The sequence below is a fragment of the Nonomuraea sp. NPDC049758 genome, assembly GCF_040674635.1.
Classification (GTDB): domain Bacteria; phylum Actinomycetota; class Actinomycetes; order Streptosporangiales; family Streptosporangiaceae; genus Nonomuraea.
This window is the reverse complement of the sequence record NZ_JBFAMZ010000009.1, coordinates 222273-246742: the sequence shown is the minus strand read 5'-3', so window position 1 is coordinate 246742 and position 24470 is coordinate 222273. Positions and strand designations below refer to the sequence as shown.

Sequence of the window (24470 nt, the reverse complement as noted above, 5' to 3'; positions counted from 1 at the left end):
CGGGTCCGGTGGCGCACGGAGGTCACCACGCGATCGGGCCGAGGCGGTCGACGAAGACGCCGGTCGGGCCGTCGGGGCCCAGCGTCGCGAGCCGGACGATCGAGTCCGTGCCCTCGGTGACCGTCAGCAGGCCGGTGTGACGGTTCATGTCGGTGGCGGCGAACTTGTGGTTGGCGGTCTCGCCGGGGGTGGCGACGTTGAACTTGATGTGCGGGAGCGCCTGGGCGTACCGGACGGTGATCATGTTCAGGGCCGCCTTGGAGGAGCTGTAGGCGAGCTCGTGCATCTTCGAGACGGGCTGGTCCGGATCCGTGACGACGGCGAAGGAGCCGCCGCCGCTGGACACCATCACCACCCGCGGGTGCTCGGCGGCCTGGAGCAGCGGCAGGAAGGCGTGGGTGACCCTGACCGGGCCGTAGACGTTGGTGTCGTAGACCGCGTGGATCTCCCCGGCCGTGGCGTCCGCGGGCGGGACGGCGTTTCCCGGCGCGCCGGCGTTGTTGACCAGGACGTCCAGGTGGTCGGTGTGCTCGCGGACGAGCCGCGTGGCCTCGTTCACGGACGCGTCGGAGGTCACGTCCAAGGGGATCAGGATCACGTCGATGCCGTCCTCGGCCAGCCGGGCGGCGGCGGCCTGCCCGCGGGCCTCGTCGCGGGAGCCGAGGAAGATCTTCCAGCCGAGTGCGCCGAGGCGGCGGGCGGCTTCGCGGCCGAGCCCCTTGTTGGCGCCGGTGATCAGTGCGGTGGTGCGTTCCGTGTTCGTCATGCGCTCTAAGACGGAACCCCCTCCGTGGCTGTGACAGCTTGTGAGCGACGTCACAACGGCCGGTCCGAAGTTGACGGATACGCCTGGTGGGCGGCGGCATCGGGGGCGAGCGATGGTTCGAGCCGCCCGCAGCCGGGCTCAACTCGGCGTCAACGACCAGGTGTTCGGGACCTGCGGGATCTGCCTTCTGGATGGGCGGCCCCATCGCAGCAGCTGCACAACCTCGGCCCGCTATGGGCAGCGAGCCGGTGACGACGAAGCCGAGGTGCTCAACGACTCAAGCGAGCCGGGAGTTGATCGTCGGGCGGCTCACCTCGAAGCTCCGCGCCATCTCCCTGATCACCCCGGACGCCGCCATGGTCCCGCAGCCCTCACAGCGTGCGGCGGTGTGCTGCTCCTGTGACCGCGAGCAATTCGACGGCCGGCTCCACCAGCGCGACACGGACGAACAGCCACCACCGTCGGCCGTCCCCAGCACAGACACGCACCGTCACCGTCTGCGGGATCACAGCGGCGTTCACGCTGCCCCGTCGGCCAGCTCTGCGCACCGCGTGGTGCGACGTGGCGCTGGGACCGACAAGGGCGGCGCACGGGTCGTACGAGCACGTCATCGTCCTGTACGTGTGCGCGCGGGAACGTGGTGCTGGTGGTCACGCCCGGCACGGCCGCGGACACGCTGGCACGGCGGCGGACGCGTCGGCATGGCGGCGGACACGACCTGTCGGTGCGGCACGGCATCCTGGCGAGCGTCGGAGCCACGAAGGGGCGGCGACACGCCGGAGACGTTGCATGTCCCGTCCGGGGGCCGGAGGCAGCGCGGCCGAGTCCGCGCCCAGTCTCGGCCATCCGGCCGTTCACGCGGGCAGGGCGCCGACCTGCGGTGGCGAGGTCCTACCGCTTCCGGATGCCGTTGCGATGGCGACGTCGTCCCGACCCCGCATGCGCATGGTCAATTTCTGGATTTGAATTTCCAGAAATTAGAAAATGTTAGGGTGTCGCCGTGACTGCGGAGGTCGGCGTGGTGACGCCTTGCAAGCATTGTGGAGCTCCCATCGAGCAGCGGCCGGGGCGCGGGCGGCCGAAGTCGTACTGTCCGGAGAAGGGCTGCCAGGCGGCGGCCAAGCGGGAACGCGAGCTGCGGCGGGCCACCCCCGGGCTGGAAGGCGCGCTGGCCAGGGCCGAGCAGTTGTACGACCGGATGGAGACCGGGCTCCTCGCGGCCATCGAGCCGCTGGCCAAGGCCCTGTCCGATGAGCTGAGCCCGGCCGGGGTCGAGGCCAAGCTGAGCGCCGTCCAGGCAGAGGCGCACACGCGCGTGGCGATCGCCCGCACCGAACGTGAGCAGGCTTTCGAGCAGGTACGCCTGGCCCGCGAGGCCACCGAGCACGCGCGTCGGCAGACCGCCGAGATGCGGGCCCGGCTGGAGGAGGCCGAGAACGAGCGCGAGACGGCGCTGCAGGACGCCGAACGCGCCCGCGAGCAGGCATTGGCCGCGTTGCGCGAGGCGGCCAGCACCGAACGGCAGGCGTTGCAGACCGCCGAGAAGGCGGTCCGGCGGGCCGAGCAGGCCGAACGGCGGGTGAAAGAGACCTCGCGCCAGGCGGAGCTGACCGAGCAGACCCGGGATCAGGTCGTCCAGGAGCTGGCCGAGCAGGCGGAGGCGGCCGAGGAGCGGGCCGAGGAGGCGCGGGCGCAGGCCGTACAGGCCGGGCTGGAGGCGGACCGGGCGCGGGAGGAGAGAGATCGCGCCCGGGAGGAGGCGGTGGCGGCCGGGCGGGCGCGCGAGCTGGCCGAGCGGGCCATGATCGCGGCCACGGCCAGGGAGGAGGCGGCCACGCAGGAGCGGGAGCGAGCCGTGGAGCGGGCCGAACGCGCCGAACGGGCGGCCGCCGAGGCCGAACGGGACCGGGCGGTCGCGCAGCGGGAGGCCGCCCAGGCCGCGACCGAGGTGGGCGACCTGGTCCGGAAGCTGGCGTCGGCCGAGGAGGACGCCGCCGCGGCGCTGGCCAAGGAGCGCAGACAACACGCCCGTGAGAAGGTGCGGGCCGCGGCGGCGGTCAAGGAACGCGACCAGTTGCTGGGGGAGTTGCGGTTGGAGCGCATGCGCCTGGCGGACGTACGGGCCGAACTGGACGCGGCACGCGCCGAGGCCGCACTCCTACGGGAACGAGCGGTCGCCGCCGAACTCACCCAACGACCTCTCGCCCCCGAACCGCAGGCGACACGGGCCGACTGACCGCAGGCGACACCGGGCAACGGCCCCGCGGGCAGCGCGGACCGGGCATCAACCAGGAACACCCGCCCGGCCGCAGACAACCAGAACCACACGCCGCACCGCGCATCACCTGCACCGCAGGCTGCCCGAACCGCACCTCGGACCGCGGGCCGCGCGAATCGAACCTCGGGCCGCCCATAACGCGCACCCCGCACTGCCCGAACCGCACGTCGGGCCGCGCACTGCCCGAACCGCACGTCGGGCCGCGCCCTGCCCGCACCGCGGGCTGCCGAGAACGCACCTCGGAGGCCCTCCACTCGGGTTGCGGCGACGGGACGCCATGTAGCTCGCCGGCGGCGAAGGCGATCAGGTCGCCGCGGTAGTTCATGGCGCCAAAGATCCGGTCCGTTCCTCCCCGGAGGCCTACTCCTCCGGCTCCCAGGCGCGGAGCAGGTCAAGCAGCCCTGCGTCTCCGTCAACGTGCAACGAGCCGGCCTGGATACGGTCGTACAGGTAGAGGACCAATTCGCTGGCCGTGCCGTGGATGGAGGCGCCGGCTGCGTCCGAGTTCTCGCCGGCCGCGGCAGTGGGCGACGGGATGCGGGAAGAGCGTGCGCCGTCGCCGTCGACCGTGAGGCGCCAGGAGCGGCCCTCGGCTGCGTGGAAGTCGAAGGCTGTGGGCTTGTGCGGCCAGGCGCTGGGCGTCGCGACGCAGGTGAACAGGAACTCCTCGACGCCGTCGAGGGCGACCTCGGTCGGCACCGGCTGCGGGGCGCCCGCGGCGAGCTGGGCGTCGTACGTGTGCACTGCGCTCTCCTGAACCCGGTGCCGGGCGACTCCGCCGGAGGTTCGTGGCGTCTGCAGGGCACTCCACCACGCCCAGCAGCCGGCGTCCGGGCCCGCCTCCCGCAGCACGCCCAGCAGAAGGTGCGTGGACTCCTCCAGCCAGGCCAGCAGGGCCTCGCGCTCCTGCGGCACCTCCAGCGCGGCGCGCGCAGCGGCGGCCTCGGCCGGGGGAGCGTCGGCAGGCCCCGCGCCGACGATGGCGGCCCAGAAACGGTCTCCCCCGCCCAGGTGCTTCACCAGATCGAACAGCTTCCACTCGGGGCAGGTCGGCACCGGTGCGTCGAGACTGGGCGCGGCGGCGACGGCGCCCCGGAAGGCGGTCGACCGTTCATCGATCAGTCGCAGCAGGTCAGGGAACTCCAGATTCTCTTCCACGCCGGATGTCTATCACCGTCGATCCCGAGACCGGTAAGCGAGAGCGGTTCGGTCAAGGCGCACGAGGTCGCGGCGGAAGTGGCCAAGTGGCTGGGGCTAGGCAGTGAGCATGCGGTCACCGATTGCGAAGAGTGCTTGAAGGCCTGCCAGGCATGTGCGGCAAGTGATGGGAAGGCCCGGAGGTGCCGGGGCATGCTGGTGGCATGAAGGGTGATCAGACAGCCGCTGCTGTCCGTGTGCTGATCAATCAGTACGACCCCGAAGGTCTGTCAGGCATGGGGGCTCCTGAGGACGAGTACGACCCTGAAGTGCGTGATCTGACCGCTCTGGTGCGCGGTGAGGAAGAGGTCACAGCCGAGGCTGTGGGCGCGGTCTGGAACCGATGGTTCAACGAGGTCTCCGAGTGGAGCACCCGGAAACCTGAGCAGGTCAGTGAGGTTGCGGCCGCGCTGGAGAGACTTCGTGGCCGGCAACAGCGCTCGAATCTGCCCTGATCACAGGGCTCGGGATCGCCGGCTCGGCGTATGGGTCGTGATTCAGGTAGTGGCCCAAGCGTCGCCGGTGTCTCCCAGGCCGTCAGCTGCCGCTCGATGGCTGTTTCCTGGTGCGCGAACGGGTTGATCAGGTCGGCGAGGGCCTGCCGGTCCTGCTCGGACAGGTCCTGCAGGGGGACGGCCACCGGCTCGGTCACCTGCATCGTGGCCTCGGGCGTGATGGCGTCGTCGGCGCTGAGGGCCCGCCTGATGACGACCTCGGTGAGGGCTCTGGCAGGAGTGCGTTCGAGCGGAGTCGTTACGGGGGCTTCTGGGCGCTTGGGTCGGGCCTGTGCGCGCGGGGGCTTCGGTGGCCCTCACTGCGGCCGAACGGCGACCGAGTCGGCGGAGAGCGTGACCTCGACGGTGATGTGCGGATTGTCCGGCTGCGGGAGCTGAAGCCCACGCTTGAACTCCTCGGCATCGTCCGGCATCACCTTCGGCTGGATTGTGACTTTGACTTGGCCGGTCTCCTCATCTGGGTGCGCCGTCATCGTGGCCACCTCGGGACGGGACCGGAGCCAGGAGACGACCGTGTCCTGGGCCTGCCGGAGGTCCGAGGCTGAGAATCCCTTGCCGCCGATCAGGGTGACCTCCATGGGGAGGGTCCTGGCCAGCTCGATCGCGCGAGCCGGGATGGGCCCCTTGAAGCCGACGCGCAGCCCGCGCTGGTCGTCGACGTATCCGACGCCGGAGATCTCGTCAGGGAACTCCGCATTGAGTTTGTCGATCACCCGGCTGTTGGACGACTGTGAGCCGAAGCGGTCGATGGCCTCCTCGTAGGAGATGCCCTCCGATCTGGCGACGGCCCCGAGGTCGACCAGCTCGGCGTAGGGGATGCCGTCGATCACCACGTCCGGGTCGGTCACCGCAGGGTCGTAACCGTCGAAGTCCGTCGGCTTGGGCGAGGAGGTAGCAGCCATCCGGCTCGCGTACCGCTTGACGACCTCCTCCAGGGATCGGCCCGACGATGCCGCCTCTCGCTTGAGCCGCTCCAGGGTGGGCCGATGCGCTTTGGGCTGATCGGCCCGCGGCAACACGATCGTCTCGGTCCCGGCCACAGAAGGCACCGGGCCGGCACCAGACTGGCCGCAGGCGCACAACGACGCGAGCAGCGCGATGACGGTCAACCGCGATCTCTTCATACCAAGAGGACGCCCCGCCGGCCTGGAGGGTTCATCCAGACGTCCCGTCCAGTACGGCGAAACCGTTCATCAAGGTGCGCCTCCAACGCGGACCTTGCGCGCCCACCATGGAGGCCGCGGCTCCTGGCCCTGCAGTAGTCCAGGTGGGCGGGCGATGAGAAAGCACTGCGCCCTTCCTGAGGGTGAAGTCAGCGCGAGCACCGACGGGCGGCCCGAAGGAGACCATGACCATCGTCCATACGTCCGCGCCGGGAGCGCGCGAGAACCCTCTGAACGGCTGCTGGTTCGCGGCGGGTGCCCCTCGGCCCGAATACCCGTGCCGGACGCTGCGGATGACTGCCGCGCCGTACCGGTTCGGCTATCCGGGCCACCGAACGGGGTGGTTGTGAGCGGCATCGTCCTCGGCCGAGGACGTCTGTCGATTGCGCCGGGTCGGGACGGACCCGCGCGACGAGGACACCTTCCCCGAAATCGGGTGGGGTGAGGGCCTGATGGGGGCGGAGGTGAACCGTGGCGCCGCCAAGAGCGCGGCCACGGTGGCGCGATGTGGGTTGAGCCCTGATTGGTTCGGGCCGTCCTGGCGGCCTGTTCGATCTTCGCGCAGTAGGCAGCACGGGCTTCCTCGTCGATCTGCTCCCCGTGTTCGGCGCGCGACCCGGTCCGGCCGTCGAGGCCCTCGCGCAGGATGTCGGCGTGCCCGGCATGCCGGGTGGACTCGCCGAGGACATGGGCCATGATGGCGAACAGGTTCATGTGCCAGGCCGGCGTTGACTCGGGCCACCACGGCACGTGGCCGGGGGCGTCGAGGGGAAGCTCGTTGATCGTCGCGTCCGAGTGTTCCCACGTGCGCCGGTAGAACCCGATGATCTGATCGCGGGTCTCGTCCTCGGTCGCCCACAGATCGCTGGCGTCGGAGTCCTGCCATCGGGTTGTGGTTACCAGAAGCGCACCTCGGGCCAGGCCGGTGACGGCCTGTCCAGGGTGGGGGTGGGCTTGTGCTTGAGGTGCAGGTCCAGGAAGGCGGTGACGTACCTGCGGGTGATCGCGATGGCGCGTTCGCCGTCGATCGGGGTCTTGGGCAGGCCGAGTTGCGGCTGGAGCACCGCGTAGTCGATGAAGCTCATGTGCTCGGCCCCCGTCACGGTCAGCCACCGCTTCCAGTCGCCGGTCACGTGCGGCCAGAACGTGTCCCACGAGCCGTCGGGGCCGCCGGATCTCGGCTGGTGCCGGGGGTTGCCGATCATCATGAAGGGCTTGTCCAGCGGTTGGGCGGGGGTCTTCGGGTTGTAGGTGCCGTCGAGGTTGACCACCGCCTTGATCCGCCGGGAGGCGGGCAGCAGGTGTGCGGCGCTCTGGCCGCCGACCGAGTGTCCGACCATCGCGATGCGGCTCTCGTCGATCAGCGCGTTCCAGCGCCTGCTCCGGTCCAGTTCGTCGAGGACGAACTCGGTGTCGGCGGCCCTGACCCGGGCCACCTTCTCGCCCGTCTCGGGGGTCTGACCGGCCTTGCCGGCCTCGAAGGTGACGGTACGGCCGTCGGGGAAGGTGGTGGCGACCGACTCGTAGGTGTGCTCGATGGCCGCCACCAGGTAGCCGCGGGTGGCGAACTCCTCGGCCAGCGAGGTCATCGTCGCGCGGGGCAGCGTCATGCCGGGTGACAGGACCACCAGGGGCCATCCGCCCTTCCGCCTGACCGCGGGGGCGTCGGCGCGGGCGTGCGTTCTCGTCCTGGCGAGCGTGTCGGGCGGGAGGTCCTTGAGCTGCGGTACGCCCTTGAGGACCAGTTCCGACTCCTCCGGCGTGAGGTACGGCGCCGGCCTGCTCGTCCCCTTGCGGGCCGGGTACCAGAGGGACACCATCAGCTCGCGGGCGTCGCGGCCGGTCACCCAGGGGTCGGGGCGGCTGCGGTCCACCAGATGCAGGTCCACCTTGCCGATCGGGTACGGGCCGGTCGGCGCGGGCAGCGCGGTCACGGGGGCGGCGGTCACCGCTTGAGCAGCCTCGGGCCCAACGATCGCCGCGTGGTCGAGGTACGGAGTGGTCGCGGCGAGCGCGAGGGCGCTCGCGACGAGGATCTTGTTCATGCGCTCCACCGTGCCGCGCGCCCCCGCCGCACCGTCCCCCGCGAAAGTGACAGGCCATGTGCGACTTTCGTAGGGGATGGGTGGCCTGCCGGGACTTGTAGCCTCTGGCCATGATCGACCGGACATCGACGATCGCCGAACGGGTCACGCCGTGGGCGCTCGGCACGACGGTTCTCCTGCTGTCCATGGCCTCGGTGACCGGTTCGGCGGGGGTGCGGTCCGCGCTGCCCCTGCCGGTGCTCGTGGCGGTGGCGGCGTGCTGCGGGGTGGCCGCGGCACTCGGGCGGCGGTGGTGGTGGCCGCTCGTCGTGGTGGGCGCGGTGGCCCACCTCTGGCTGGTGATGTGGCCCGCCGCGGTGGTGGCCTCCTACTACGCGGGCACGCGGCTCCGCCGTCGCGATCTGTGGCTCTACGTCGTCGGCGCGGTTGTGCTGTTCGCGCTCGCGGGGCTGGTGTCGTCCTGGAACGAGGGGTATCGCGCGCTGGTCGCGGGCACTGCCGTCAACGTGCTGCTGATGGGCGGCGCGATGCTCGGGCTGCCGCTGGTCGCCGGCCTGTGGGTGCGCGCCCGGCGGCAGGTGCTCGACGCGATGCGCGCGCAGTCCGAGCAGTTGCTGCGCGAGCAGGTGCTCCGCGCCGACCAGGCGCGCGACCAGGAGCGGGCGCGCATCGCGCGGGAGATGCACGACGTGGTCGCCCACCGGGTGTCCTTGATGGTGCTGCACGCCGGCGCGCTGGAGGTCAACGCCCCCGACGCCCGTACGGCCGAGGCCGCCGCGCTGATCGGCGGCGTGGGCAGGGAGGCGCTGACGAACCTGCGGGAGGTGCTGGGCGTGCTGCGTTCGCCCGATCCGGGACGCGGCCCGCAGCCCACGCTGGCCGACCTCGACCGCCTGCTCGACCAGTCCCGGGCCCTGGGCATCGTGGTCAACCGCCACGACGAGGGACGTTCCCGCCCGCTGCCGCCCACCGCGGAGCGCACCGCCTACCGGGTGGTCCAGGAGGCGCTGACCAACGTGCACAAACACGCGGGCGACGCCGAGACCGACGTCTACGTCCGGTATCGGCCGGCCGAGCTGGAGGTGCTGGTCCGGAACCGGTCCTGCGCGGCGGCGGACGGCGACCTGCCCGGCTCGGGCTGGGGCCTGGTCGGGCTGCGCGAACGCGTCGAGCTGGCCGGCGGCAGGCTGGAGGCCGGTCCCCGGGACGAGGGCGGCTTCCAGGTGCTGGCCGGGATCCCCGCCGCATGATCCGCGTCCTGGTCGTCGATGACGAGGCGCTGGTCAGGTCGGGGTTGCGGATGATCCTGGAGGCGGCGGGCGAGATCGTGGTCGTCGGCGAGGCGGCCGACGGCGACGGGGCCGTGGCCGCGGTGGCCCGGCTCCGGCCCGAGGTGGTCCTGATGGACGTGCGCATGCCCGGCACCGACGGCCTGACCGCCGCCGCCCGTATCCTGGCCGCCCCCGACGCACCCAAGTTGATCATGCTCACCACGTTCGACCTGGACGAGTACGTCCACGAGGCGCTCCGGCTCGGCGCGGTGGGCTTCCTGCTCAAGGACACCCCGCCGCGCGACCTGGCCGCCGCCGTCCGGACGGTCGCGGCGGGCCAGGCCATGTTGTCCCCCACCGTCACCAAGCGGCTGATCGGCTCGTTCGTGGACCGGGCGCCGTCCCGTGCCGAGTCGGCGCGCAGGCGGCTCGCCGCGCTGACGGCCAGGGAGGAGGACGTGATCAGGGCCGTGGCCCGCGGCCTGTCGAACGCCGAGATCGGCCGGGAGCTCAGGCTGACGGAGGCCACGGTGAAGGCGCACGTCAGCCGGGTGCTGAGCAAGCTGGCCCTGGCCAACCGGGTGCAGGCCGCCATCCTCGTGCACGACGCCGACCTGGGCTGACCGTCGGTGGCGCACCCCGGCCCCGGCGGCTCGCCGCGAGCCGAGGAGTCAGCGCAGGGGGCGGAAGAAGGTCCTGACGTCCTCGACGAGCAGGTCGGGGGCCTCCATGGCGGCGAAGTGGCCGCCGCGGTCGAACTCCGACCAGTGCACGACGTTGTGCTCGCGCTCGGCGATCCGGCGCACCCCCGCGTCCCCGGGGAAGACGGCGACGCCGTGCGGCAGCCCGGAGTACCCGGCCACCGCGCCCCAGCCCTTCTGCCCCTCCTTGTAGAGGCGGGCGGAGGAGGCGGCGGTCCCGGTGAACCAGTAGACGCTCACGTCGGTGAGCAACTGATCGAGGTCCACCGCGTCCTCGGGCAGCTCGCGGGCGGGGTCGGTCCACTCCTTGAACTTCTCCGCGATCCACGCCAGTTGCCCGGCGGGGGAGTCGTGCAGCCCGAACGCGAGGGTCTGCGGCCGGGTCGCCTGGATGATCGCGTAACCGGCCCGGTCCTGGTCCTGGTACTGGCCGAGGCGGGCGAGCTCGGCCGCGGTGAGCTCGCGCAGCTCGGCCGGGTCGCCGCTGGGGAACCCGAGCGCGCCGTTGACGTGCACGCCGACGACGTTCCCGGGCGCGGCGCGGCCGAGCATCGGCGAGATCACCGAGCCGCTGTCGCCGCCCTGCGCGCCGTACCGGGGGTAGCCGAGGCGGTCCATCAGCTCGACCCACGCCCGCGCGACCCGCTCCAGGTCCCAGCCGGGCTCGGTGGTGGGGCCGGAGAAGCCGAAGCCGGGGATCGAGGGGGCGACGACGTGGAAGGCGTCGGCCGGGTCGCCGCCGTGGGCCGCCGGGTCGGTGAGCGGGCCGATGACGTTCATGAACTCGGCGACCGAGCCCGGCCACCCGTGCGTGACGATCAGTGGCAGCGCGCCGGGCTCGGGGGAGCGGACGTGCAGGAAGTGCACGTTCTGCCCGTCAATGAGGGTGGTGAACTGCTCGAAGGCGTTCAGCCGGCGCTCGGCGTCCCGCCAGTCGAACGAGGTGCGCCAGTACTCGGCCAGCCTCTTCGCGTAGCCCACCGGGACGCCGTAGGACCAGCCGACGCCGGGCAGCTCGTCCGGCCAGCGGGTCGCCGTCAGCCGGGCCCGCAGGTCGTCCAGTTGGGCCTGCGGGATGTCGATGCGGAACGGGTGGATGCGCGGGTCGTCGTTCATGTCCATGACAGTAGGCAGGAGTTAGGACAGGTCTCGTCCTAGGATGGACGGCATGCCGGAGACGTCGGCGCGTTTGTTGCGCCTGTTGTCGCTGTTGCAGACCCCCAGGGACTGGTCAGGGGCAGAGCTGGCCGAACGCCTCGGTGTCTCGCCCCGCACGGTCCGCCGCGACGTCGACCGGCTGCGCGAGCTCGGCTACGTCGTCGACGCCACCCCGGGCACGGCCGGATACCGGCTCGGCGCCGGGGCCGGGCTCCCGCCGCTGCTGCTCGACGACGAGGAGGCGGTCGCGGTCGCCATCGGGCTCGGCACGGCGGCGGTCTCCGGCGTGACCGGCATTCAGGAGACCTCGGTCCGGGCCCTGGCCAAGCTCGAACAGGTGCTGCCGGCCCGGCTCCGGCACCGCGTCGGCGACCTGCGTTCGGTGACGGTCCCGCTGGCGGGGGCGGCGGAGGCGGTGGACCCGGCCGCGCTCACGGCGATCGCCGCGGCGGTCCGCCGCCGGGAGAGCCTGCGGTTCGACTACCGCTCCTACGACGGCGTCGGGGATCGCCGTACCGCGGAGCCGTACCGGCTGGTCAACTCGGGTCGCCGCTGGTACCTGGTGGCCTGGGACACCGGCCGGGCGGACTGGCGCACGTTCCGCGTCGACCGGCTGCGGCTGCACATCCCGAACGGCCCGCGTTTCACGCCCCGTGAGCCGCCCGCCGCCGACCTCGTCCGCTACGTCTCCGAGCGGATCTCCGTCGATCCCTACCGCTACCAGGGGCGATTCACGGTGCGTGCGCCGGCGGACGTCGTCGCCGCCCGGATGCCGCCGACCATGGCGGTGGTCGAGCCGGCCGGCGACGGCTCCTGCGTCCTGTCCGCCGGGTCGCACTCGCTGGACGAGCTGGCGATGTGGGTCGCGCAGCTCGGCGTGCCGTTCGAGGTGCACGAGCCGCCCGAGCTCGTCCGGCACGTCCGCGCCCTCGCCGCCCGTCTCCTCGAAGCCACCGCCGACGCCGATCCGGCGTGACCGCGGCTACGGCTGCCTGTCGGGCTGGGCGAGCCAGGCCAGGCACCGGCGGGTCAGTTCCGGGTCGCGGGCCGCGTCCAGGTGGCCCGTTCCGGGGTGCACGGTCACCCTGATCCGGCCGGCGTGCCGCGGGTAGACGTGCTCGATCGTCTCGCGGAAGCGCAAGGCGCCCTGGGGCGGCACATGGCTGTCGTCGGCGCCGCACTCGAAGGCGATGGCCGGTCCGTGGGCGTAGGCGCCGATGTTGGTGAGCGGGTTCAGGCGGTCGAACCACCACTGTGCATGGCGGCCCGCGTGCCCCCGCGGCAGGAGGCGGGCCGGGTCGTCCAGCGCGCACATGCCCGGACGGGTCCAGTCGGCGGTGGCCGCGACGGCCGCCACCCTGCGTACCCGGTGGTCCAGCCCGGCCAGCGCCACCGCGCAGTCGCCGCCCATCGACACCCCGCCCGCGACCGCGCCGGGTCCCGCGCCGAGCTCCGCGGCCGCCCAGTCCAGGACCCGGACGCACTCCACCGTCGTACGGCCCAGCAGCGGCCACATCTCCTGACGGAAGTCGCCCAGGACGCGCTCGGTCAGCTGCGCGGCGCTCTCGCCGCCGCGCCGGCCGTGCCGCCACGGGTCGAGGCTGACGGCGATCATGCCCTGTCCGGCCAGCTCGCGCATGGCGGGCAGGCAGGCTTGCGTGCTGCCGCCCAGGTGCGGGAGCCACAACGCCACGGTGGCTCCGCCCGCGCCGGCCGGCGGCTCGATCCATGCCACGGGAACGTCGTCCACCCACCCGTGACGCACGCCTTCGCTCTCCTCGGTGCTCATCACGATCTCCTCCGACTCGAAGGTGCCAGATTCCCCGTTCGCCGCGACGTGGTCGGGGCCGGGGTGGCGCGGCCGGCGGTCGCCGTGCCACACTCACTGTTATAGAACTCTTGTCAGAGTTATAGAACGAGGTGAGCAGGATGCGAGAAGCGACGCCACTGCGCGAGCCCGTCCCGGCGGCCGGGCTGATGGGCGAGCCGGGAGCCCGCGGCCGGTTCGGCGAGTACGGCGGCCGGTACGCGCCGGAGTCCCTGGTGGAGGCGTGCCGCGAGGTGGACGAGGCGTTCCGGCAGGCATGGGCGGACCCGGGCTTCCGCGGCGAGCTGGCCGAACTGCTCGCGCTGCACGCCGGACGGCCGACCCCGCTGACCCCGGCCCGCCGGCTGTCGGGGGAGCTGGGCGTGCGGCTCCTGCTCAAACGCGAGGACCTCACCCACACCGGCTCCCACAAGATCAACAACGTGCTGGGCCAGGCGCTGCTCGCCAGGCGGATGGGACGGCGCAGGCTGATCGCCGAGACGGGAGCGGGCCAGCACGGCGTGGCCACCGCCACCGCCGCCGCGCTGCTCGGGCTGGAGGCCACCGTCTTCATGGGCGAGCGCGACATCGAGCGGCAGGGCCTGAACGTCTTCCGCATGCGCATGCTGGGCGCCGAGGTGGTCCCGGTCACCACGGGCAGCCGCACGCTCAAGGACGCCACCAGCGAGGCCATGCGGCACTGGGTCGGCGTCACCGGCGACACCCACTACTGCGTCGGCTCGGTCATCGGGCCGGACCCCTACCCGTGGATGGTCAGGGAGTTCCAGCGGGTCATCGGCGAGGAGGCGCGCGCCCAGTTCGCGGCCGGCCAGCCGACCGGCGTCCCGGACCACGTCGTCGCGTGCGTCGGCGGCGGCTCCAACGCGGCCGGCACGTTCGCCGGCTTCGCCGGCACCACGGCGCGCTTCGTCGGCGTCGAGGCGGAGGGCGGCGCCGGGGCGGCCCGCGGCAGGCTCGGCGTCCTGCACGGCTGCCGCTCGCTGTTCCTGCAGGACGACGACGGCCAGATCGTCGAGGCCCACTCCGTCGCCGCCGGACTCGACTACCCGGGCGTCGGCCCCGAGCACGCCCACCTGCGCGAACTGGGCCGGGCCCGGTACGTCACGGTGACCGACGAGGAGGCCGTCGCCGCGGCGCTGCGGCTGGCGCGCACCGAGGGCATCGTCCCGGCGCTCGAATCGGCGCACGCCCTGGCCTGGGTGATCCGCGCGGCCGGCGGCGAGCTGGCCGCCGGATCGACCGTCCTGATGACGCTGTCGGGCCGGGGCGACAAGGACGTCTCCGCCCTGAAGGAGCTGCTGTGACCGACATCCTGACCCCCGGCGCGGTCGAGCGCCACCTGCGTGCCCGCCGGGACACCGGCCGCGCCCTGCTCATGCCGTACATCACCGGCGGCATCACGCCCGGCTGGACGCGCTACCTGCGGGCGTTCGCCGCGGCCGGCGCGGACGCCGTCGAGGTCGGCCTGCCCTTCTCCGACCCCACGCTGGACGGCGTCACCGTCCAGCAGGCGAGCCAGGCGGCGCTGGCCCGGGGGGCGAGCACCCGCCGGATCCTCGCCGACCTGGCCGACGTGCGGGACGTGGGCGTGCCGCTGATCGCCAGCACCTACTACAACCTCGTGCTGCACGACGGGCCCGAGGCGTTCTGCGCGGCGCTCCGGCGGGCCGGCGTCGACGGCCTGATCGTGCCCGACCTGCCGGTGCACGAGGCGGACGAGCTGGCGGACGTGGCCGCCGCCGCCGGGATCGACCTGGTCCTGCTGGCCTCACCGGCGACGCCGGAGCCGAGGCTGGCCGAGATCGCGCGCCGCAGCCGCGGATTCGTCTACGCGGTGTCGCTGATGGGCACCACCGGCGAGCGGTCCACCCTGGCCGCCTCGGCGGCGGAGCTCACCGCCCGGCTCAGACGCAGCACCGACCGGCCGATCTTGCTAGGATTTGGCATTTCCACGCCTGACCAGGCGCGGGAGGCCGGCCGGCACGCCGACGGAGTGGTGGTCGGGGCCGCGGTCATGCGGCGGGTGCTCGACGGCGCCGGGCCGGACGACCTGCGGGCCTTCGTCGCGACCCTGCGGAAGGCCCTCGACCAGGAGTGACGCACCACGATGACCCCCGACGCCGGGCACGAGGCGAGATACCGCGCCATCGCCGCCGACCTCGCCGCGAAGATCCGGTCGGGCCATTACGCGCCCGGGGAGGCGCTTCCTCCGCAACGGGAGCTGAGCGCCTCCTACGGGGTCACCCTCATGACGCTGCGCCAGGCGTTGCGTGAGCTCAGCGACGAGCACCTGATCGTGCAGCGGCCCGGCAAGGGCACATACGTGGCCCCGCCCCACCTGGCCTACCAGCTCGGCTCGCTCCGCAGCCTGGCCGACGACCTGCGGGAACAGGGCCATGACGTGCGGACCGTGGTGGCCGGGCGGGCGATGCGCCGGGCCCCCGACCGGATCGCCGCGGAGCTGCGGCTGCGTCCCGGCGACACGGCCCTGCGGCTGGAGCGGGTGCGGGAGTTCGCCGGGCGGCCGGCCGTCCATCAGGTGTCCTGGGTGCGCAGGCCGGTGGCCGACCAGATCCGCGACCGTGACTTCACCGCCGTCTCCCTCTACGCGGCGCTCGCCGACGCGGGGGTGGCGGTCGCCCGCGCCTCGGAGGTGGTCGGGCCCGGCCTGCTCGACGCCGCCGCCGCGCGCCGCCTGCACGAGCCCGAGGGCAGCGCGGTGCTGGTCAGCACCCGGATCACCTACACGCCCGACGGCGTTCCCGTCGTGTCCGACCACGCCACCATCCTGGGCACCATGATGGAGATCCGTACCGAACGGGCGGCCACCGGCCTCTCGCTCGCCTGGCGGGCCACCAGCTAGCGCCTCACCGCAGGGCGGCGACGGCCTTGTCGACGTCGTCGTGGAAGGACAGCAGGCGGGTCAGCCCCATGATCTTGAACGGGTGCTCGATGTCCGGGCTGAGCCCGGCCAGCGCCAGGCCGGCGCCCGCGTCCTGGGCCCGCTGATGGGCGCTGACCAGCACGGAGATGCCGGTGGAGTCGCAGAACCGCAGCCCCGACATCTCGATCACCAGGCCGTCGCCCGGCGCGAGGCCGAGCTCGTCCAGGGCCTCGTGCAGGCGGGGGGAGGTGTGGTGGTCGAGGTCGCCGGCCACCGTGAGGATGCGGATGCGTCCCGAGTGGGGCTGGGAGGTGATGGTCAGACCGTGGTCGTGCTGCACTGGGGCTCCTCAGAAGAGACGCCCGTCGAGCGGGCGGGGACGGACAGGGCGAGCACCGCGGTGTCGTCCGACACGCCGTCGCCGAGGGTCGTGATCAGTTTGTGCACCGTGGCCAGCAGGCCGTCGGCGCTGGTGGGGGCGGCGGCGGCCAGGTGGGCGGCCAGGCCCTCCTCGTCGAGCCTGGCCCCGGTGCCGGTGCGCGCCTCGGTCAGGCCGTCGGTGTAGAGCAGGAGGGCGTCGCCGGGCCCCAGACGGGTGCTCACCTGGGCGAAGTACGGGTCGCGCAGGATGCCGATGAGCTGCCCGCCCTCGGGATGGACGGCCTCGACCGCGCCCGCGGCGCGCACCACCAGCGAGGGCGGATGCCCGCCGCCCGCCAGCGTGACCTCGAAGCCGCCCGCCACCGGGTCGAGCACTCCGAAGACCGCCGTGCAGTACGGCGGCGGCATGACCTGACCGGCGTGCTCCTGCTGCAGGACCGCGTCCAGGTTGGCCAGCACCGCGCACGGGTCGGGGTCGTAGACGGCGGCGGCGCGCAGGGTGTAGCGGACGAGCGAGGTCAGCACGGCCGCGTCGGCGCCCTTGCCGCAGACGTCCCCGAGGAAGAACGCCCAGCGGTTGCCGTCGAGCGGGAACAGGTCGTAGAAGTCGCCGCCGACCTCGTCCACCGAGACGGGGTGGTAGGCGGCGGCCGTGCGCAGGCCCGGCACCTCCGGCAGGGTGTGCGGGACGAGCGTCTGCTGCAGGGTGCGCGCCAGGCGCTCGGCGTCGGCGCGCAGCCCGCGCTCGGTGGCCAGGGTGCGTGAGGCGGCCAGGCGCAGCTCCAGCTCGTCCGTGACCAGGGCGGCCAGGTCCCGCAGGGCGCTGACGTCCTCGTCCGCGGCCTGCCGGGGACGGACGTCCATGACGTTGACGCTGCCCACGCAGCGGCCGTCGGGGACGGTGATCGGGGCCGCCGCGAAGAAGCGCACGCCGGTCCCGCCGGGCGGATCGGCGGCCATCGCCGGGTCGGCCGTGACGTCCGGGATCACGCACACCTCGCCCCGCGCGAGCACGGCGGCGTACAGGCTGTCCTCGCAGCCGCCGGGGAACGGGCCGTCCGGCGTGCCATGGGCGGCCACCCGGCGCACCCCCTCGTCACCGGCGAACGTCACGGTCGCCATGGGGGCGTGGAACATGCGCGGCCAGCGAGGCCACCCGGTCCAGCGTCGCCTGGCCCGGCACGGCGGGGAGTCCGTGCCCCTGGAGGGCCGCCGCGCGGTGCGTGTCTTCGGCGGTGCTGACGTCCGGCTCCTTCCGCTCGCTCCGCCGGCACGGGCGCCGAGCAGGGGCGGAGGCCCGACCCCCGGAGTGATTTGCCCTATTCTACCTACGGTCGAGGTGATACCTGACCTGCTGGTCCACGGCCGCGGCGGCATCACCGGCGCGACGCGGGGTAGGCGCGCCCGCAGCGAACGAGGGGGAGCCGGATGACACACGACGACCACGGTGAGCGGCGGCCCACGGCGGCGGCCGGTGCCGGGATCTTCACCGTGGACGACGAGGTCGGCCGCGACCTGGCCGAGGTCGACTGGGAGGCGACCCCGCTCGGCCGTCCGGAGCAGTGGCCGCAGAGCCTGCAGACGACGGTCAGCATCCTGCTGTCGTCCCGGTTCTCCATGTGGATGGCGTGGGGGCCGGAGCTGACGTTCTTCTGCAACGCCGCCTACCGCCGCGACACGCTGGGCCAGAAGTACCCGTGGGCGCTGGGCCGGCCGGCCCGCGAGGTGTGGGCGGAGATCTGGGACGACATCGGCCCGCGGATCGACGCCGTCCTGACCACCGGAAAGGCGACCTGGGACGAGGCGCTGCTGCTGTTCCTGGAGCGGGCCGGCTACCCCGAGGAGACGTACCACACCTTCTCCTACAGCCCGCTGCGCGACGACCACGGCTCGGTGGTCGGCATGCTCTGCGTGGTCAGCGAGGAGACCGAGCGGGTCATCGGCGAACGCCGCATGGCCACCCTGCGCGATCTCGGCTCCGACCCCAGCGTGGTCCGCACCGAGCAGGAGATGCTCGCCTTCGCCTGCCGCCAGCTCGGTCGCAACCTCCAGGACCTGCCCTTCACCCTGACGTACCTGTTCGACGGCGACGGCCGGGCGCGGCTGGCCGGCTCGACCGGGCTGCCCGCCGGGCATCCGGCCGCCCCGGCCGTCGTCCCGCCCGGCGACCCGGACGCGGTGTGGCCGGTCCGGGCCCCGGCCCGCGGCGAGCCGGCGCTCGTGGCGCTCGACGCGGCCCCATACGCCGGGCTGCCGCCGGGGGAGTGGCCGGAGCCGCCCACGCACGCGCTGGTGATGCCGCTGCTGCAGCAGGGGGGCATGCCGTACGGGTTCCTGGTGGCCGCGCTCAACCGCTACCGCGCCCTGGACGACGGATACCGCGGGTTCGTCGAGCTGGCCGCGGGGCACGTCGCCACCGGCATCTCCTCGGCCCGCAGCTACCAGGCCCAGCAGCGCCGGGCCGAGGAGCTGGCCGAGCTCGACCGGGCGAAGACCGTCTTCTTCTCCAACATCAGCCACGAGTTCCGCACGCCGCTCACCCTGATCATGGGCCCGGTGCAGGAACTGCGGAACACGCTGGCCGGCGCCGCCCCCGAGGTGCGCCAGGACCTGGAGGTCGTCCACCGCAACGCCCTGCGCCTGGGCAGGCTCGTCAACACGCTGCTCGACTTCTCCCGGATCGAGGCCGGCCGCATGCAGGCCCGCTACGAGCCGGTCGACCTGGCGGCGGTGACCGCCGACCTGGCCAGCGTCTTCCGCTCGGCGGTCGACAAGGCCGGCCTGTCCTTCGAGGTGGACTGCCCGCCGCTGGACGAACCGGTCTACATCGACCGGACCATGTGGGAGAAGGTCGTGCTCAACCTGCTGAGCAACGCGCTGAAGTTCACCTTCGACGGCTCGATCGCCGTCCAGGTGGGCGTGCGGGACGGGCAGGCCGTGGTGACCGTCTCCGACACGGGCATCGGCGTCCCGGCCGAGGAGCTGCCGCGCCTGTTCGAACGGTTCCACCGGATCGAGAGCGCCCGCGCGCGCTCCAACGAGGGCAGCGGCATCGGGCTGGCTCTCGTCCAGGAGCTCGTCGGCCTGCACGGCGGCACGATCACCGCCGAGAGCGCCGAGGACAAGGGCACGACCTTCACCATCCGGCTGCCCTTCGGCGCCGGCCACCTTCCGGCCGGGAGCCTGGTGCCGGCCCGCCCGGCGGAGCCGGTCTCGTCCGGCGCCGAGCCGTTCGTGCAGGAGGCGCTGCGCTGGCTGCCCGAGGACGACGTCACCGGCGCGGGGACGTCCTCGGACGTCTCGGCGGACGGCGGCGGCTCCCAGGGGCCGAGCGACGGCCCGCCGGCCCGGGTGCTGATCGCCGACGACAACCGGGACATGCGCGAGTACCTCGTCCGGCTGCTCAAGGGCGCCGGCTACCACGTCACCGCCGTCGGCGACGGCCTCCAGGCGCTCGACGCCGTGCACGCCGAGGAGCCCGACCTCGTGGTCAGCGACGTGATGATGCCGCGCCTGGACGGCCTGGCCCTGGTCGCGGCCCTGCGGGCCGATCCGCGTACCGCCGGGGTGCCGGTGCTGCTGCTGTCGGCGCGCGCCGGGCAGGAGGCCTCGATCGAGGGCCTACAGGCGGGCGCCGACGACTACCTGGTCAAGCCGTTCTCCGCGGCCGAGCTGCTGGCGCGGGCGCGGGCCAACGTGGAGCTGGCGCGGCTGCGCAACCATCACACCCGCTGGCGCAACGCCATGATCGACTCCTTGCAGGAGGCGTTCTTCGTGACCGACGAGGACGGCGCGGTGATCGAGATCAACTCGGCGTTCACCGACATCCTCGGCTACGGCCCCGACGGCCTGCCCTACCGGCCCCGCCACCCCTGGTGGCCGGACGAGCAGCGCGACCCGCAGGCCCACGGCCTGGTCGCCGAGGCGTTCGGCCGGCTCGTCGGCGAGGGCAGGGGCAGCGCGGTCATCCCCGTCACCCACCGCGACGGGCACCAGGTGTGGGTAGCGGTCACGTTCAACTCGGTCACCGACCCCGGCACCCGGCGGCGCCGCGTCGTGGGCACCCTGCGCGACGTAACCGCCGAGCACTACCTCGTGCAGCGCGAGAGCGCGCTCGCCGCGCTGGGCCTGGGCGTCTCGCAGGCCGGCAATCTGAACGACGCCCTGGCCGGCGGGCTGGACGCGCTGCAGGAGGTCTGGCACGCCCGGCAGGTCGCGGCCGTCGTCTGGGACGCGGACGGCTTCCGCGGCCTGGTCACCGCGCCGTCCGGCCCGGCCTGGCCGGACCTGCCGGAACAGGTGCGGGCCAAGCTGACGGGCCTGCGCGAGCAGCCGCCCCTGCGGGCCGTCGCCTCCGAGACGGACGGGGCCGGCATCACCCTGGAGCACCCCGAGGGCCTGCTCGCCGTCTGGATCGACCTGGGCCAGAACCGGCCGTTCACCCACGAGGACCAGACCCTGCTGGCGCTGCTGGCCGGCCACCTGGGCCAGGCGCTGCACCGGGTGCACCAGCTCGACCAGCAGCGCGAGGCGGCCGTGGCGCTCCAGCGCGCCATCCTCGGCCCGTCCCGGCTGCCCAGCGGCTTCGCCGTGCGCTACGAGCCCGCCACCAGCCCGCTCGAGGTCGGCGGCGACTGGTACGACATCGTGCCGCTGTCCGGCGAGCGCATCGGGATCGTCGTCGGCGACTGCGTGGGGCGCGGGCTGGAGGCCGCGGCGGTCATGGGACAGCTGCGCAGCGCCTGCCGGGCCCTGCTGCTCCAGGACGCCGGGCCCGCCCAGGTGTTCACCGCGCTCGACCGGTTCGCCGCCCTCATCCCGGGCGCCAAGTGCACCACCGTCTTCTGCGGCGTCCTGGACGCCGCCACCGGCGACCTCGTCTACTCCAGCGCCGGCCATCCCCCCGGCATCCTGGCCCACGCGGACGGCAGCACCGAGCTGCTGGAGGGCGGCCGCTCGACCCCGCTGGCCGTACGGTCGGCCCGCGGGCGCACCGAGGCCAGGTGCACCATGCCGCCCCGGTCCACCCTGCTGCTCTACACCGACGGGCTGGTCGAGCGGCGGCGGCGTCCGCTGACCGCGGGCATCGGCGAGGCCAGCACCGCCGTCCAGGTCGGGCGGTCCACCCCGATCGAGGAGCTGGCCAGCGACGTCATGTCCTCCCTCACCCCGGACGGCGGCTTCAACGACGACGTCGCGCTGCTGCTCTACCGCCAGCCCGCCCCGCTGGAGGTGGACTTCCCGGCCGAGTCGAGCCAGCTCGCCCCCGTGCGCTCGGCCCTGCGGGAGTGGCTGGCCCGCTGCCAGCTCACCCCGTCGCTGGTGCAGAACGTGCTCGTGGCGGCGGGGGAGGCGTGCGCCAACGCGATCGAGCACGGCCACCGCAACGCCCCCGGCCGGACGATCCGCCTGCGGGCCGTCGCCACCCCCGGCGACCTGCGGCTCACCGTCGCCGACACCGGCCGCTGGAAGCCTCCGGAGCCGGAGGCGAACCCGCACCGGGGCCGGGGCGTGGCGCTCATGCGCGCCCTGATGAACGAGGTCACCATCGAACCCGGCGCGGCCGGTACCACCGTCGACATGCAAGCGAGGATCAGCTCATGACCACCCCTCTGACCCTTGCGGCCTCGACGCGGCCGGACGGCACGCAGGTCGTGGCCGCTGCCGGCGAGATCGACATGAGCAACGCCGGGGCCCTGGAGGAGGCGCTGGCCCGAACCGGCGACAGCATGGTGCTCGTCGACCTGAGCGAGGTGGAGTACCTGGACAGCGCGGGCCTGACCGTGCTGTTCACGCACGCCTCTCGGATCCGGCTCGTCGCCAACCCGGTGCTCGAACCCGTCCTGACGATCGCCGGCTTCGCCGACGTCGCGGCCATCCAGGAGATCACGTACGTCGACCCGTCCTCCTGAAACAGCAAGGAGTTTCGGCCGTCTGGCATCGCATCTGCCAGGGGTATACGCTGAAAGCCTCGCAAGCGAGGAGGCGGCTCGTGGCGGCGCGAACTTCGGTCCTGCTGACCGGCGAGGTACGCGTGCCGGTCGAGCTGAGCATGGCCGCGCTCCGGTCGATGCCGCAGCGCGAGACCACCGTCAGCTTCGAGTGCCGCAGCTCCGGGCCGCGGCGTCACCACTTCGCCGGGCCGCTGCTCCTCGACGTGCTGCACGCGGCCGGGCCACTGTTCGACCCCGGCGAGCGCAAGAGCCGGCTGCGCTTCCTGATCTCGGTGCTCGGCCGCGACGGTCACCGCGCGGTGTTGTCGTGGGGCGAGCTCGACCCGGAGTTCGGCAACACGCCCGCGATGCTGGCCGTGTGCATGGACTGCCGGGCCCTCGACGAGCAGGGGCCGCACCTGGTGCTCCCGGGCGACCGGTGCGGCGGCCGGCACGTCAGCGGCGTCACCGGCATCCGGGTCGGCGTGGACGACCGGTTGTGGGATCGGGGCGTTCAGGCCGGGTAGGCGTGCGTCTCGGTGGCCTTGACGGAGGCCCAGATCCGCTGGCCGGGGGTCAGGTCGAGGTCGGCGACGGCGGCCGGGGTGATGTCGGCGAAGGCCGTCAGGGGGCCGTCGAGGTGCACGCGCACGTTGTCGCCGTGCCGTTCGATGCCCTCGATCCGGGCTTGCCACAGGTTGCGCGGGCTGCCGTCGGGGCGGCTGCGGTACAACGCCACGGCCGCGGGCGGGAAGGCCACGAACGCCGGCCCGTCGAGCTCTTCCGACGTGTGCAGCAGCACCTGGCCGACCTTGACCCGCACGCCCTCGGCCACGCCGCGATAGAGGTTGAGCCCGACCAGGCGGGCCACGTAGTCGGTGCGCGGATGGCGGGCGACCTCGGCCGGCGGGCCCTCCTGCACGACCGTGCCGTGCTCGATGACGATCAGCCGGTCGGCCAGCACCATCGCGTCGAGCGGGTCGTGGGTGACCAGCACGGTCGCGCCCTCGAAGTCGGCCAGGTGGCGGCGCAGCTGGGAGCGGATCTCCAGCCGGGTGTGGGCGTCGAGCGCGGCCAGCGGCTCGTCGAGCAGCAGCAGCTCGGGCCGTACGGCCAGCGCGCGGGCGAGGGCGACCCGCTGCGCCTGCCCGCCGGACAACCGTCGCGGCCTGGCGGCGGCGTGGGCGGCGAGGCCGACCCGCTCCAGCAGGGCGGCGGCCGTCCGGCGGGCCTCGGCCTTGGGCACGCCCTGGCAGCGCGGCCCGAAGGCGACGTTGTCGAGCGCCGACAGGTGCGGGAAGAGCAGGTAGTCCTGGAAGACCATGCCGATCGGGCGGCCCTCGGCGGGCAGCGTGTGCAGCGACGCGCCGCCCAGGCTGATCCGCCCGCCGGTCATCGGGGTGAGCCCGGCCAGGGCGCGCAGGGCGGTGGTCTTGCCGGCGCCGTTGGGACCGAGCAGCGCCACCACCTCGCCGGCGGCGACCCGCAGCGAGACGTCGAGGGTGAAGGCCGGCCGGGTGACCACCAGACGGGCGTCGAGGGTCATGGCGCGCTCACCCACCGGTCGCGCAGGCTCGCCAGGATGACCACCGAGACGGCCAGCAGCACCAGGCTGAGCACGATCGCCGCCTCCGGCTCGGTCTCCAGCGCCAGATAGACCGCCAGCGGCATCGTACGGGTGGTGCCGGGGAAGTTGCCGGCGAACGTGATCGTCGCCCCGAACTCGCCCAGCGCCCGCGCCCAGCACAACACGGCCCCGGCCACCACGCCCGGCATCACCATGGGCAGCGTCACCCGGCGGAACACTGTCCAGCGGGAGGCGCCGAGCGTCGCGGCGGCCTCCTCGAAGCGCTGGTCGGCGCCGCGCAGCGCGCCCTCCACGCTGATCACCAGGAAGGGCATCGCGACGAACGCCTCGGCGACGATCACCCCGGCCGTGGTGAACGGCAGCGTGATGCCGAAGGCGGACTCCAGCCACTGCCCGGCCAGGCCGCGCCGCCCCAGCACCAGCAGCAGCGCCACGCCGCCGACCACCGGCGGCAGCACCAGCGGCACGGTGACCAGCGCGCGCACCAGCCGCCGCCCCGGGAACGACACCCGGGCCAGCAGCCAGGCCAGCGGCACGCCGAGCAGCAGGCAGAAGGCCGTGGCGACGGTGGCGCACAGCAGCGACAACCGCAGCGCCTCCAGCACGTGCGGCTCGGCCAGCCGCTGGAGCAGCGTGGACCAGGGGGCCCGGATCAGCAGCCCGGCCAGCGGCAGCACCAGGAACGCCAGCCCCGCCAGCGCGGGCACGACCAGCATCCACGGCGCCCGCCCCGAGGTCTCACGGCCCGCGGCCGGACGCCCG

The 24470-nt window shown here is 73.4% G+C and carries 22 protein-coding genes; 11 read left to right on the top strand and 11 right to left on the bottom strand.

What is annotated here, in order from left to right; all coding sequences use genetic code 11:
- Nucleotides 1-22: 22 nt before the first annotated feature.
- Nucleotides 23-766 carry an SDR family NAD(P)-dependent oxidoreductase gene (locus AB0J46_RS25105; RefSeq protein WP_364335917.1) on the bottom strand — a complete coding sequence of 248 codons (744 nt, stop codon included), beginning with the start codon at nt 764-766 and terminating at the stop codon, nt 23-25.
- 1000 nt (nt 767-1766) lie between these two features.
- On the opposite strand from AB0J46_RS25105, the gene AB0J46_RS25100 reads away from it, so the two are divergent.
- The gene (locus AB0J46_RS25100; RefSeq protein ID WP_364335916.1) at nt 1767-3002 is read left to right on the top strand and encodes a hypothetical protein; all 1236 of its coding nucleotides are present in this window, start codon (nt 1767-1769) and stop codon (nt 3000-3002) included.
- Nucleotides 3003-3404: 402 nt separating this feature from the next.
- Here the strand turns inward: AB0J46_RS25100 and AB0J46_RS25095 are convergent, their stop codons facing one another.
- Complete coding sequence (locus AB0J46_RS25095; RefSeq protein ID WP_364335914.1) at nt 3405-4202, bottom strand: maleylpyruvate isomerase family mycothiol-dependent enzyme; 798 nt, start codon at nt 4200-4202, stop codon at nt 3405-3407.
- A 203-nt stretch (nt 4203-4405) separates the two neighbouring features.
- Here AB0J46_RS25095 and AB0J46_RS25090 point away from each other — a divergent pair, with 203 nt between their 5' ends.
- On the top strand, nt 4406-4696 hold the full coding sequence (locus AB0J46_RS25090; protein ID WP_364335912.1) for a hypothetical protein: 291 nt from the start codon (nt 4406-4408) through the stop codon (nt 4694-4696).
- A 356-nt stretch (nt 4697-5052) separates the two neighbouring features.
- On the opposite strand, the gene AB0J46_RS25085 is transcribed toward AB0J46_RS25090, so the two are convergent.
- The 3 genes from AB0J46_RS25085 to AB0J46_RS25075 form a co-directional block, all read right to left on the bottom strand.
- A complete protein-coding gene (locus tag AB0J46_RS25085; RefSeq protein WP_364335910.1) occupies nt 5053-5865 on the bottom strand; it encodes a hypothetical protein in 813 nt (270 codons plus the stop codon).
- An 84-nt stretch (nt 5866-5949) separates the two neighbouring features.
- Nucleotides 5950-6822: a DUF664 domain-containing protein gene (locus tag AB0J46_RS25080; protein WP_364336170.1), complete on the bottom strand. Its 873-nt coding sequence runs from the start codon at nt 6820-6822 to the stop codon at nt 5950-5952.
- On the bottom strand, nt 6816-7964 hold the full coding sequence (locus AB0J46_RS25075) for an alpha/beta hydrolase (RefSeq protein ID WP_364335908.1): 1149 nt from the start codon (nt 7962-7964) through the stop codon (nt 6816-6818). Before AB0J46_RS25075 ends, AB0J46_RS25080 begins: the two co-directional genes overlap by 7 nt.
- Nucleotides 7965-8074: 110 nt before the next feature.
- Between AB0J46_RS25075 and AB0J46_RS25070 the strand changes: the two genes are divergently transcribed.
- Both AB0J46_RS25070 and AB0J46_RS25065 read left to right on the top strand, forming a co-directional pair.
- Nucleotides 8075-9214 carry a histidine kinase gene (locus AB0J46_RS25070; protein ID WP_364335906.1) on the top strand — a complete coding sequence of 380 codons (1140 nt, stop codon included), beginning with the start codon at nt 8075-8077 and terminating at the stop codon, nt 9212-9214.
- Nucleotides 9211-9858, top strand: a complete 648-nt coding sequence (locus AB0J46_RS25065; protein WP_364335904.1) for a response regulator transcription factor — start codon at nt 9211-9213, stop codon at nt 9856-9858. The genes AB0J46_RS25070 and AB0J46_RS25065 overlap by 4 nt, the downstream gene beginning before the upstream one ends.
- 48 nt (nt 9859-9906) lie before the next feature.
- On the opposite strand, the gene AB0J46_RS25060 is transcribed toward AB0J46_RS25065, so the two are convergent.
- A complete protein-coding gene (locus AB0J46_RS25060; protein ID WP_364335902.1) occupies nt 9907-11052 on the bottom strand; it encodes an epoxide hydrolase family protein in 1146 nt (381 codons plus the stop codon).
- Nucleotides 11053-11104: 52 nt separating this feature from the next.
- On the opposite strand from AB0J46_RS25060, the gene AB0J46_RS25055 reads away from it, so the two are divergent.
- Nucleotides 11105-12070, top strand: a complete 966-nt coding sequence (locus tag AB0J46_RS25055; RefSeq protein ID WP_364335900.1) for a WYL domain-containing protein — start codon at nt 11105-11107, stop codon at nt 12068-12070.
- Between the two features lie 6 nt (nt 12071-12076).
- Here AB0J46_RS25055 and AB0J46_RS25050 read toward each other — a convergent pair whose 3' ends face one another.
- Entirely contained in the window at nt 12077-12883 is an 807-nt protein-coding gene (locus AB0J46_RS25050; protein ID WP_364335898.1) for a prolyl oligopeptidase family serine peptidase, read from the bottom strand.
- A gap of 140 nt (nt 12884-13023) precedes the next feature.
- On the opposite strand from AB0J46_RS25050, the gene trpB reads away from it, so the two are divergent.
- The 3 genes from trpB to AB0J46_RS25035 are packed head-to-tail and all read left to right on the top strand — an operon-like array spanning nt 13024 to nt 15785.
- A complete protein-coding gene (gene trpB / locus AB0J46_RS25045) occupies nt 13024-14226 on the top strand; it encodes a tryptophan synthase subunit beta (RefSeq protein ID WP_364335896.1) in 1203 nt (400 codons plus the stop codon).
- A complete protein-coding gene (trpA, locus tag AB0J46_RS25040) occupies nt 14223-15020 on the top strand; it encodes a tryptophan synthase subunit alpha (protein ID WP_364335894.1) in 798 nt (265 codons plus the stop codon). The genes trpB and trpA overlap by 4 nt, the downstream gene beginning before the upstream one ends.
- Before the next feature lie 9 nt (nt 15021-15029).
- Nucleotides 15030-15785, top strand: a complete 756-nt coding sequence (locus AB0J46_RS25035) for a GntR family transcriptional regulator (RefSeq protein WP_364335892.1) — start codon at nt 15030-15032, stop codon at nt 15783-15785.
- A 4-nt stretch (nt 15786-15789) separates the two neighbouring features.
- Here the strand turns inward: AB0J46_RS25035 and AB0J46_RS25030 are convergent, their stop codons facing one another.
- Nucleotides 15790-16146 carry an STAS domain-containing protein gene (locus AB0J46_RS25030; protein WP_364335890.1) on the bottom strand — a complete coding sequence of 119 codons (357 nt, stop codon included), beginning with the start codon at nt 16144-16146 and terminating at the stop codon, nt 15790-15792.
- The gene (locus AB0J46_RS25025) at nt 16125-17309 is read right to left on the bottom strand and encodes a GAF domain-containing SpoIIE family protein phosphatase (RefSeq protein ID WP_364335888.1); all 1185 of its coding nucleotides are present in this window, start codon (nt 17307-17309) and stop codon (nt 16125-16127) included. The genes AB0J46_RS25030 and AB0J46_RS25025 overlap by 22 nt, the downstream gene beginning before the upstream one ends.
- A 306-nt stretch (nt 17310-17615) precedes the next feature.
- Here AB0J46_RS25025 and AB0J46_RS25020 point away from each other — a divergent pair, with 306 nt between their 5' ends.
- The 3 genes from AB0J46_RS25020 to AB0J46_RS25010 all read left to right on the top strand — a co-directional run bounded on the left by AB0J46_RS25020 (nt 17616) and on the right by AB0J46_RS25010 (nt 22647).
- Nucleotides 17616-21791 (top strand): SpoIIE family protein phosphatase, encoded by a 4176-nt coding sequence (locus AB0J46_RS25020; RefSeq protein ID WP_364335886.1) that lies wholly within the window; start codon nt 17616-17618, stop codon nt 21789-21791.
- On the top strand, nt 21788-22099 hold the full coding sequence (locus tag AB0J46_RS25015; protein ID WP_364335884.1) for an STAS domain-containing protein: 312 nt from the start codon (nt 21788-21790) through the stop codon (nt 22097-22099). Before AB0J46_RS25020 ends, AB0J46_RS25015 begins: the two co-directional genes overlap by 4 nt.
- A gap of 80 nt (nt 22100-22179) precedes the next feature.
- Nucleotides 22180-22647 (top strand): hypothetical protein, encoded by a 468-nt coding sequence (locus AB0J46_RS25010; RefSeq protein WP_364335882.1) that lies wholly within the window; start codon nt 22180-22182, stop codon nt 22645-22647.
- Here AB0J46_RS25010 and AB0J46_RS25005 read toward each other — a convergent pair.
- Nucleotides 22635-23666 carry an ABC transporter ATP-binding protein gene (locus AB0J46_RS25005; protein WP_364335880.1) on the bottom strand — a complete coding sequence of 344 codons (1032 nt, stop codon included), beginning with the start codon at nt 23664-23666 and terminating at the stop codon, nt 22635-22637. The two genes, AB0J46_RS25010 and AB0J46_RS25005, sit on opposite strands and share 13 nt — an antisense overlap.
- Nucleotides 23663-24424: an ABC transporter permease gene (locus AB0J46_RS25000; RefSeq protein WP_364336169.1), complete on the bottom strand. Its 762-nt coding sequence runs from the start codon at nt 24422-24424 to the stop codon at nt 23663-23665. Before AB0J46_RS25000 ends, AB0J46_RS25005 begins: the two co-directional genes overlap by 4 nt.
- Nucleotides 24425-24470 lie beyond the last annotated feature (46 nt).

What these genes read in the sequence shown, in the direction of transcription:
- AB0J46_RS25090 (WP_364335912.1), top strand. Translation starts at nt 4,406, where the DNA reads ATGAAGGGTGATCAGACAGCCGCTGCTGTCCGTGTGCTGATCAATCAG.
- AB0J46_RS25000 (WP_364336169.1), bottom strand. Translation starts at nt 24,424, where the DNA reads ATGCTGGTCGTGCCCGCGCTGGCGGGGCTGGCGTTCCTGGTGCTGCCG.
- AB0J46_RS25060 (WP_364335902.1), bottom strand. Translation starts at nt 11,052, where the DNA reads ATGAACGACGACCCGCGCATCCACCCGTTCCGCATCGACATCCCGCAG.
- AB0J46_RS25070 (WP_364335906.1), top strand. Translation starts at nt 8,075, where the DNA reads ATGATCGACCGGACATCGACGATCGCCGAACGGGTCACGCCGTGGGCG.
- AB0J46_RS25105 (WP_364335917.1), bottom strand. Translation starts at nt 766, where the DNA reads ATGACGAACACGGAACGCACCACCGCACTGATCACCGGCGCCAACAAG.
- AB0J46_RS25065 (WP_364335904.1), top strand. Translation starts at nt 9,211, where the DNA reads ATGATCCGCGTCCTGGTCGTCGATGACGAGGCGCTGGTCAGGTCGGGG.
- AB0J46_RS25055 (WP_364335900.1), top strand. Translation starts at nt 11,105, where the DNA reads ATGCCGGAGACGTCGGCGCGTTTGTTGCGCCTGTTGTCGCTGTTGCAG.
- AB0J46_RS25075 (WP_364335908.1), bottom strand. Translation starts at nt 7,964, where the DNA reads ATGAACAAGATCCTCGTCGCGAGCGCCCTCGCGCTCGCCGCGACCACT.
- AB0J46_RS25020 (WP_364335886.1), top strand. Translation starts at nt 17,616, where the DNA reads ATGACACACGACGACCACGGTGAGCGGCGGCCCACGGCGGCGGCCGGT.
- AB0J46_RS25035 (WP_364335892.1), top strand. Translation starts at nt 15,030, where the DNA reads ATGACCCCCGACGCCGGGCACGAGGCGAGATACCGCGCCATCGCCGCC.
- AB0J46_RS25025 (WP_364335888.1), bottom strand. Translation starts at nt 17,309, where the DNA reads ATGGCGACCGTGACGTTCGCCGGTGACGAGGGGGTGCGCCGGGTGGCC.
- AB0J46_RS25050 (WP_364335898.1), bottom strand. Translation starts at nt 12,883, where the DNA reads ATGAGCACCGAGGAGAGCGAAGGCGTGCGTCACGGGTGGGTGGACGAC.
- trpB (WP_364335896.1), top strand. Translation starts at nt 13,024, where the DNA reads ATGCGAGAAGCGACGCCACTGCGCGAGCCCGTCCCGGCGGCCGGGCTG.
- AB0J46_RS25015 (WP_364335884.1), top strand. Translation starts at nt 21,788, where the DNA reads ATGACCACCCCTCTGACCCTTGCGGCCTCGACGCGGCCGGACGGCACG.
- AB0J46_RS25005 (WP_364335880.1), bottom strand. Translation starts at nt 23,666, where the DNA reads ATGACCCTCGACGCCCGTCTGGTGGTCACCCGGCCGGCCTTCACCCTC.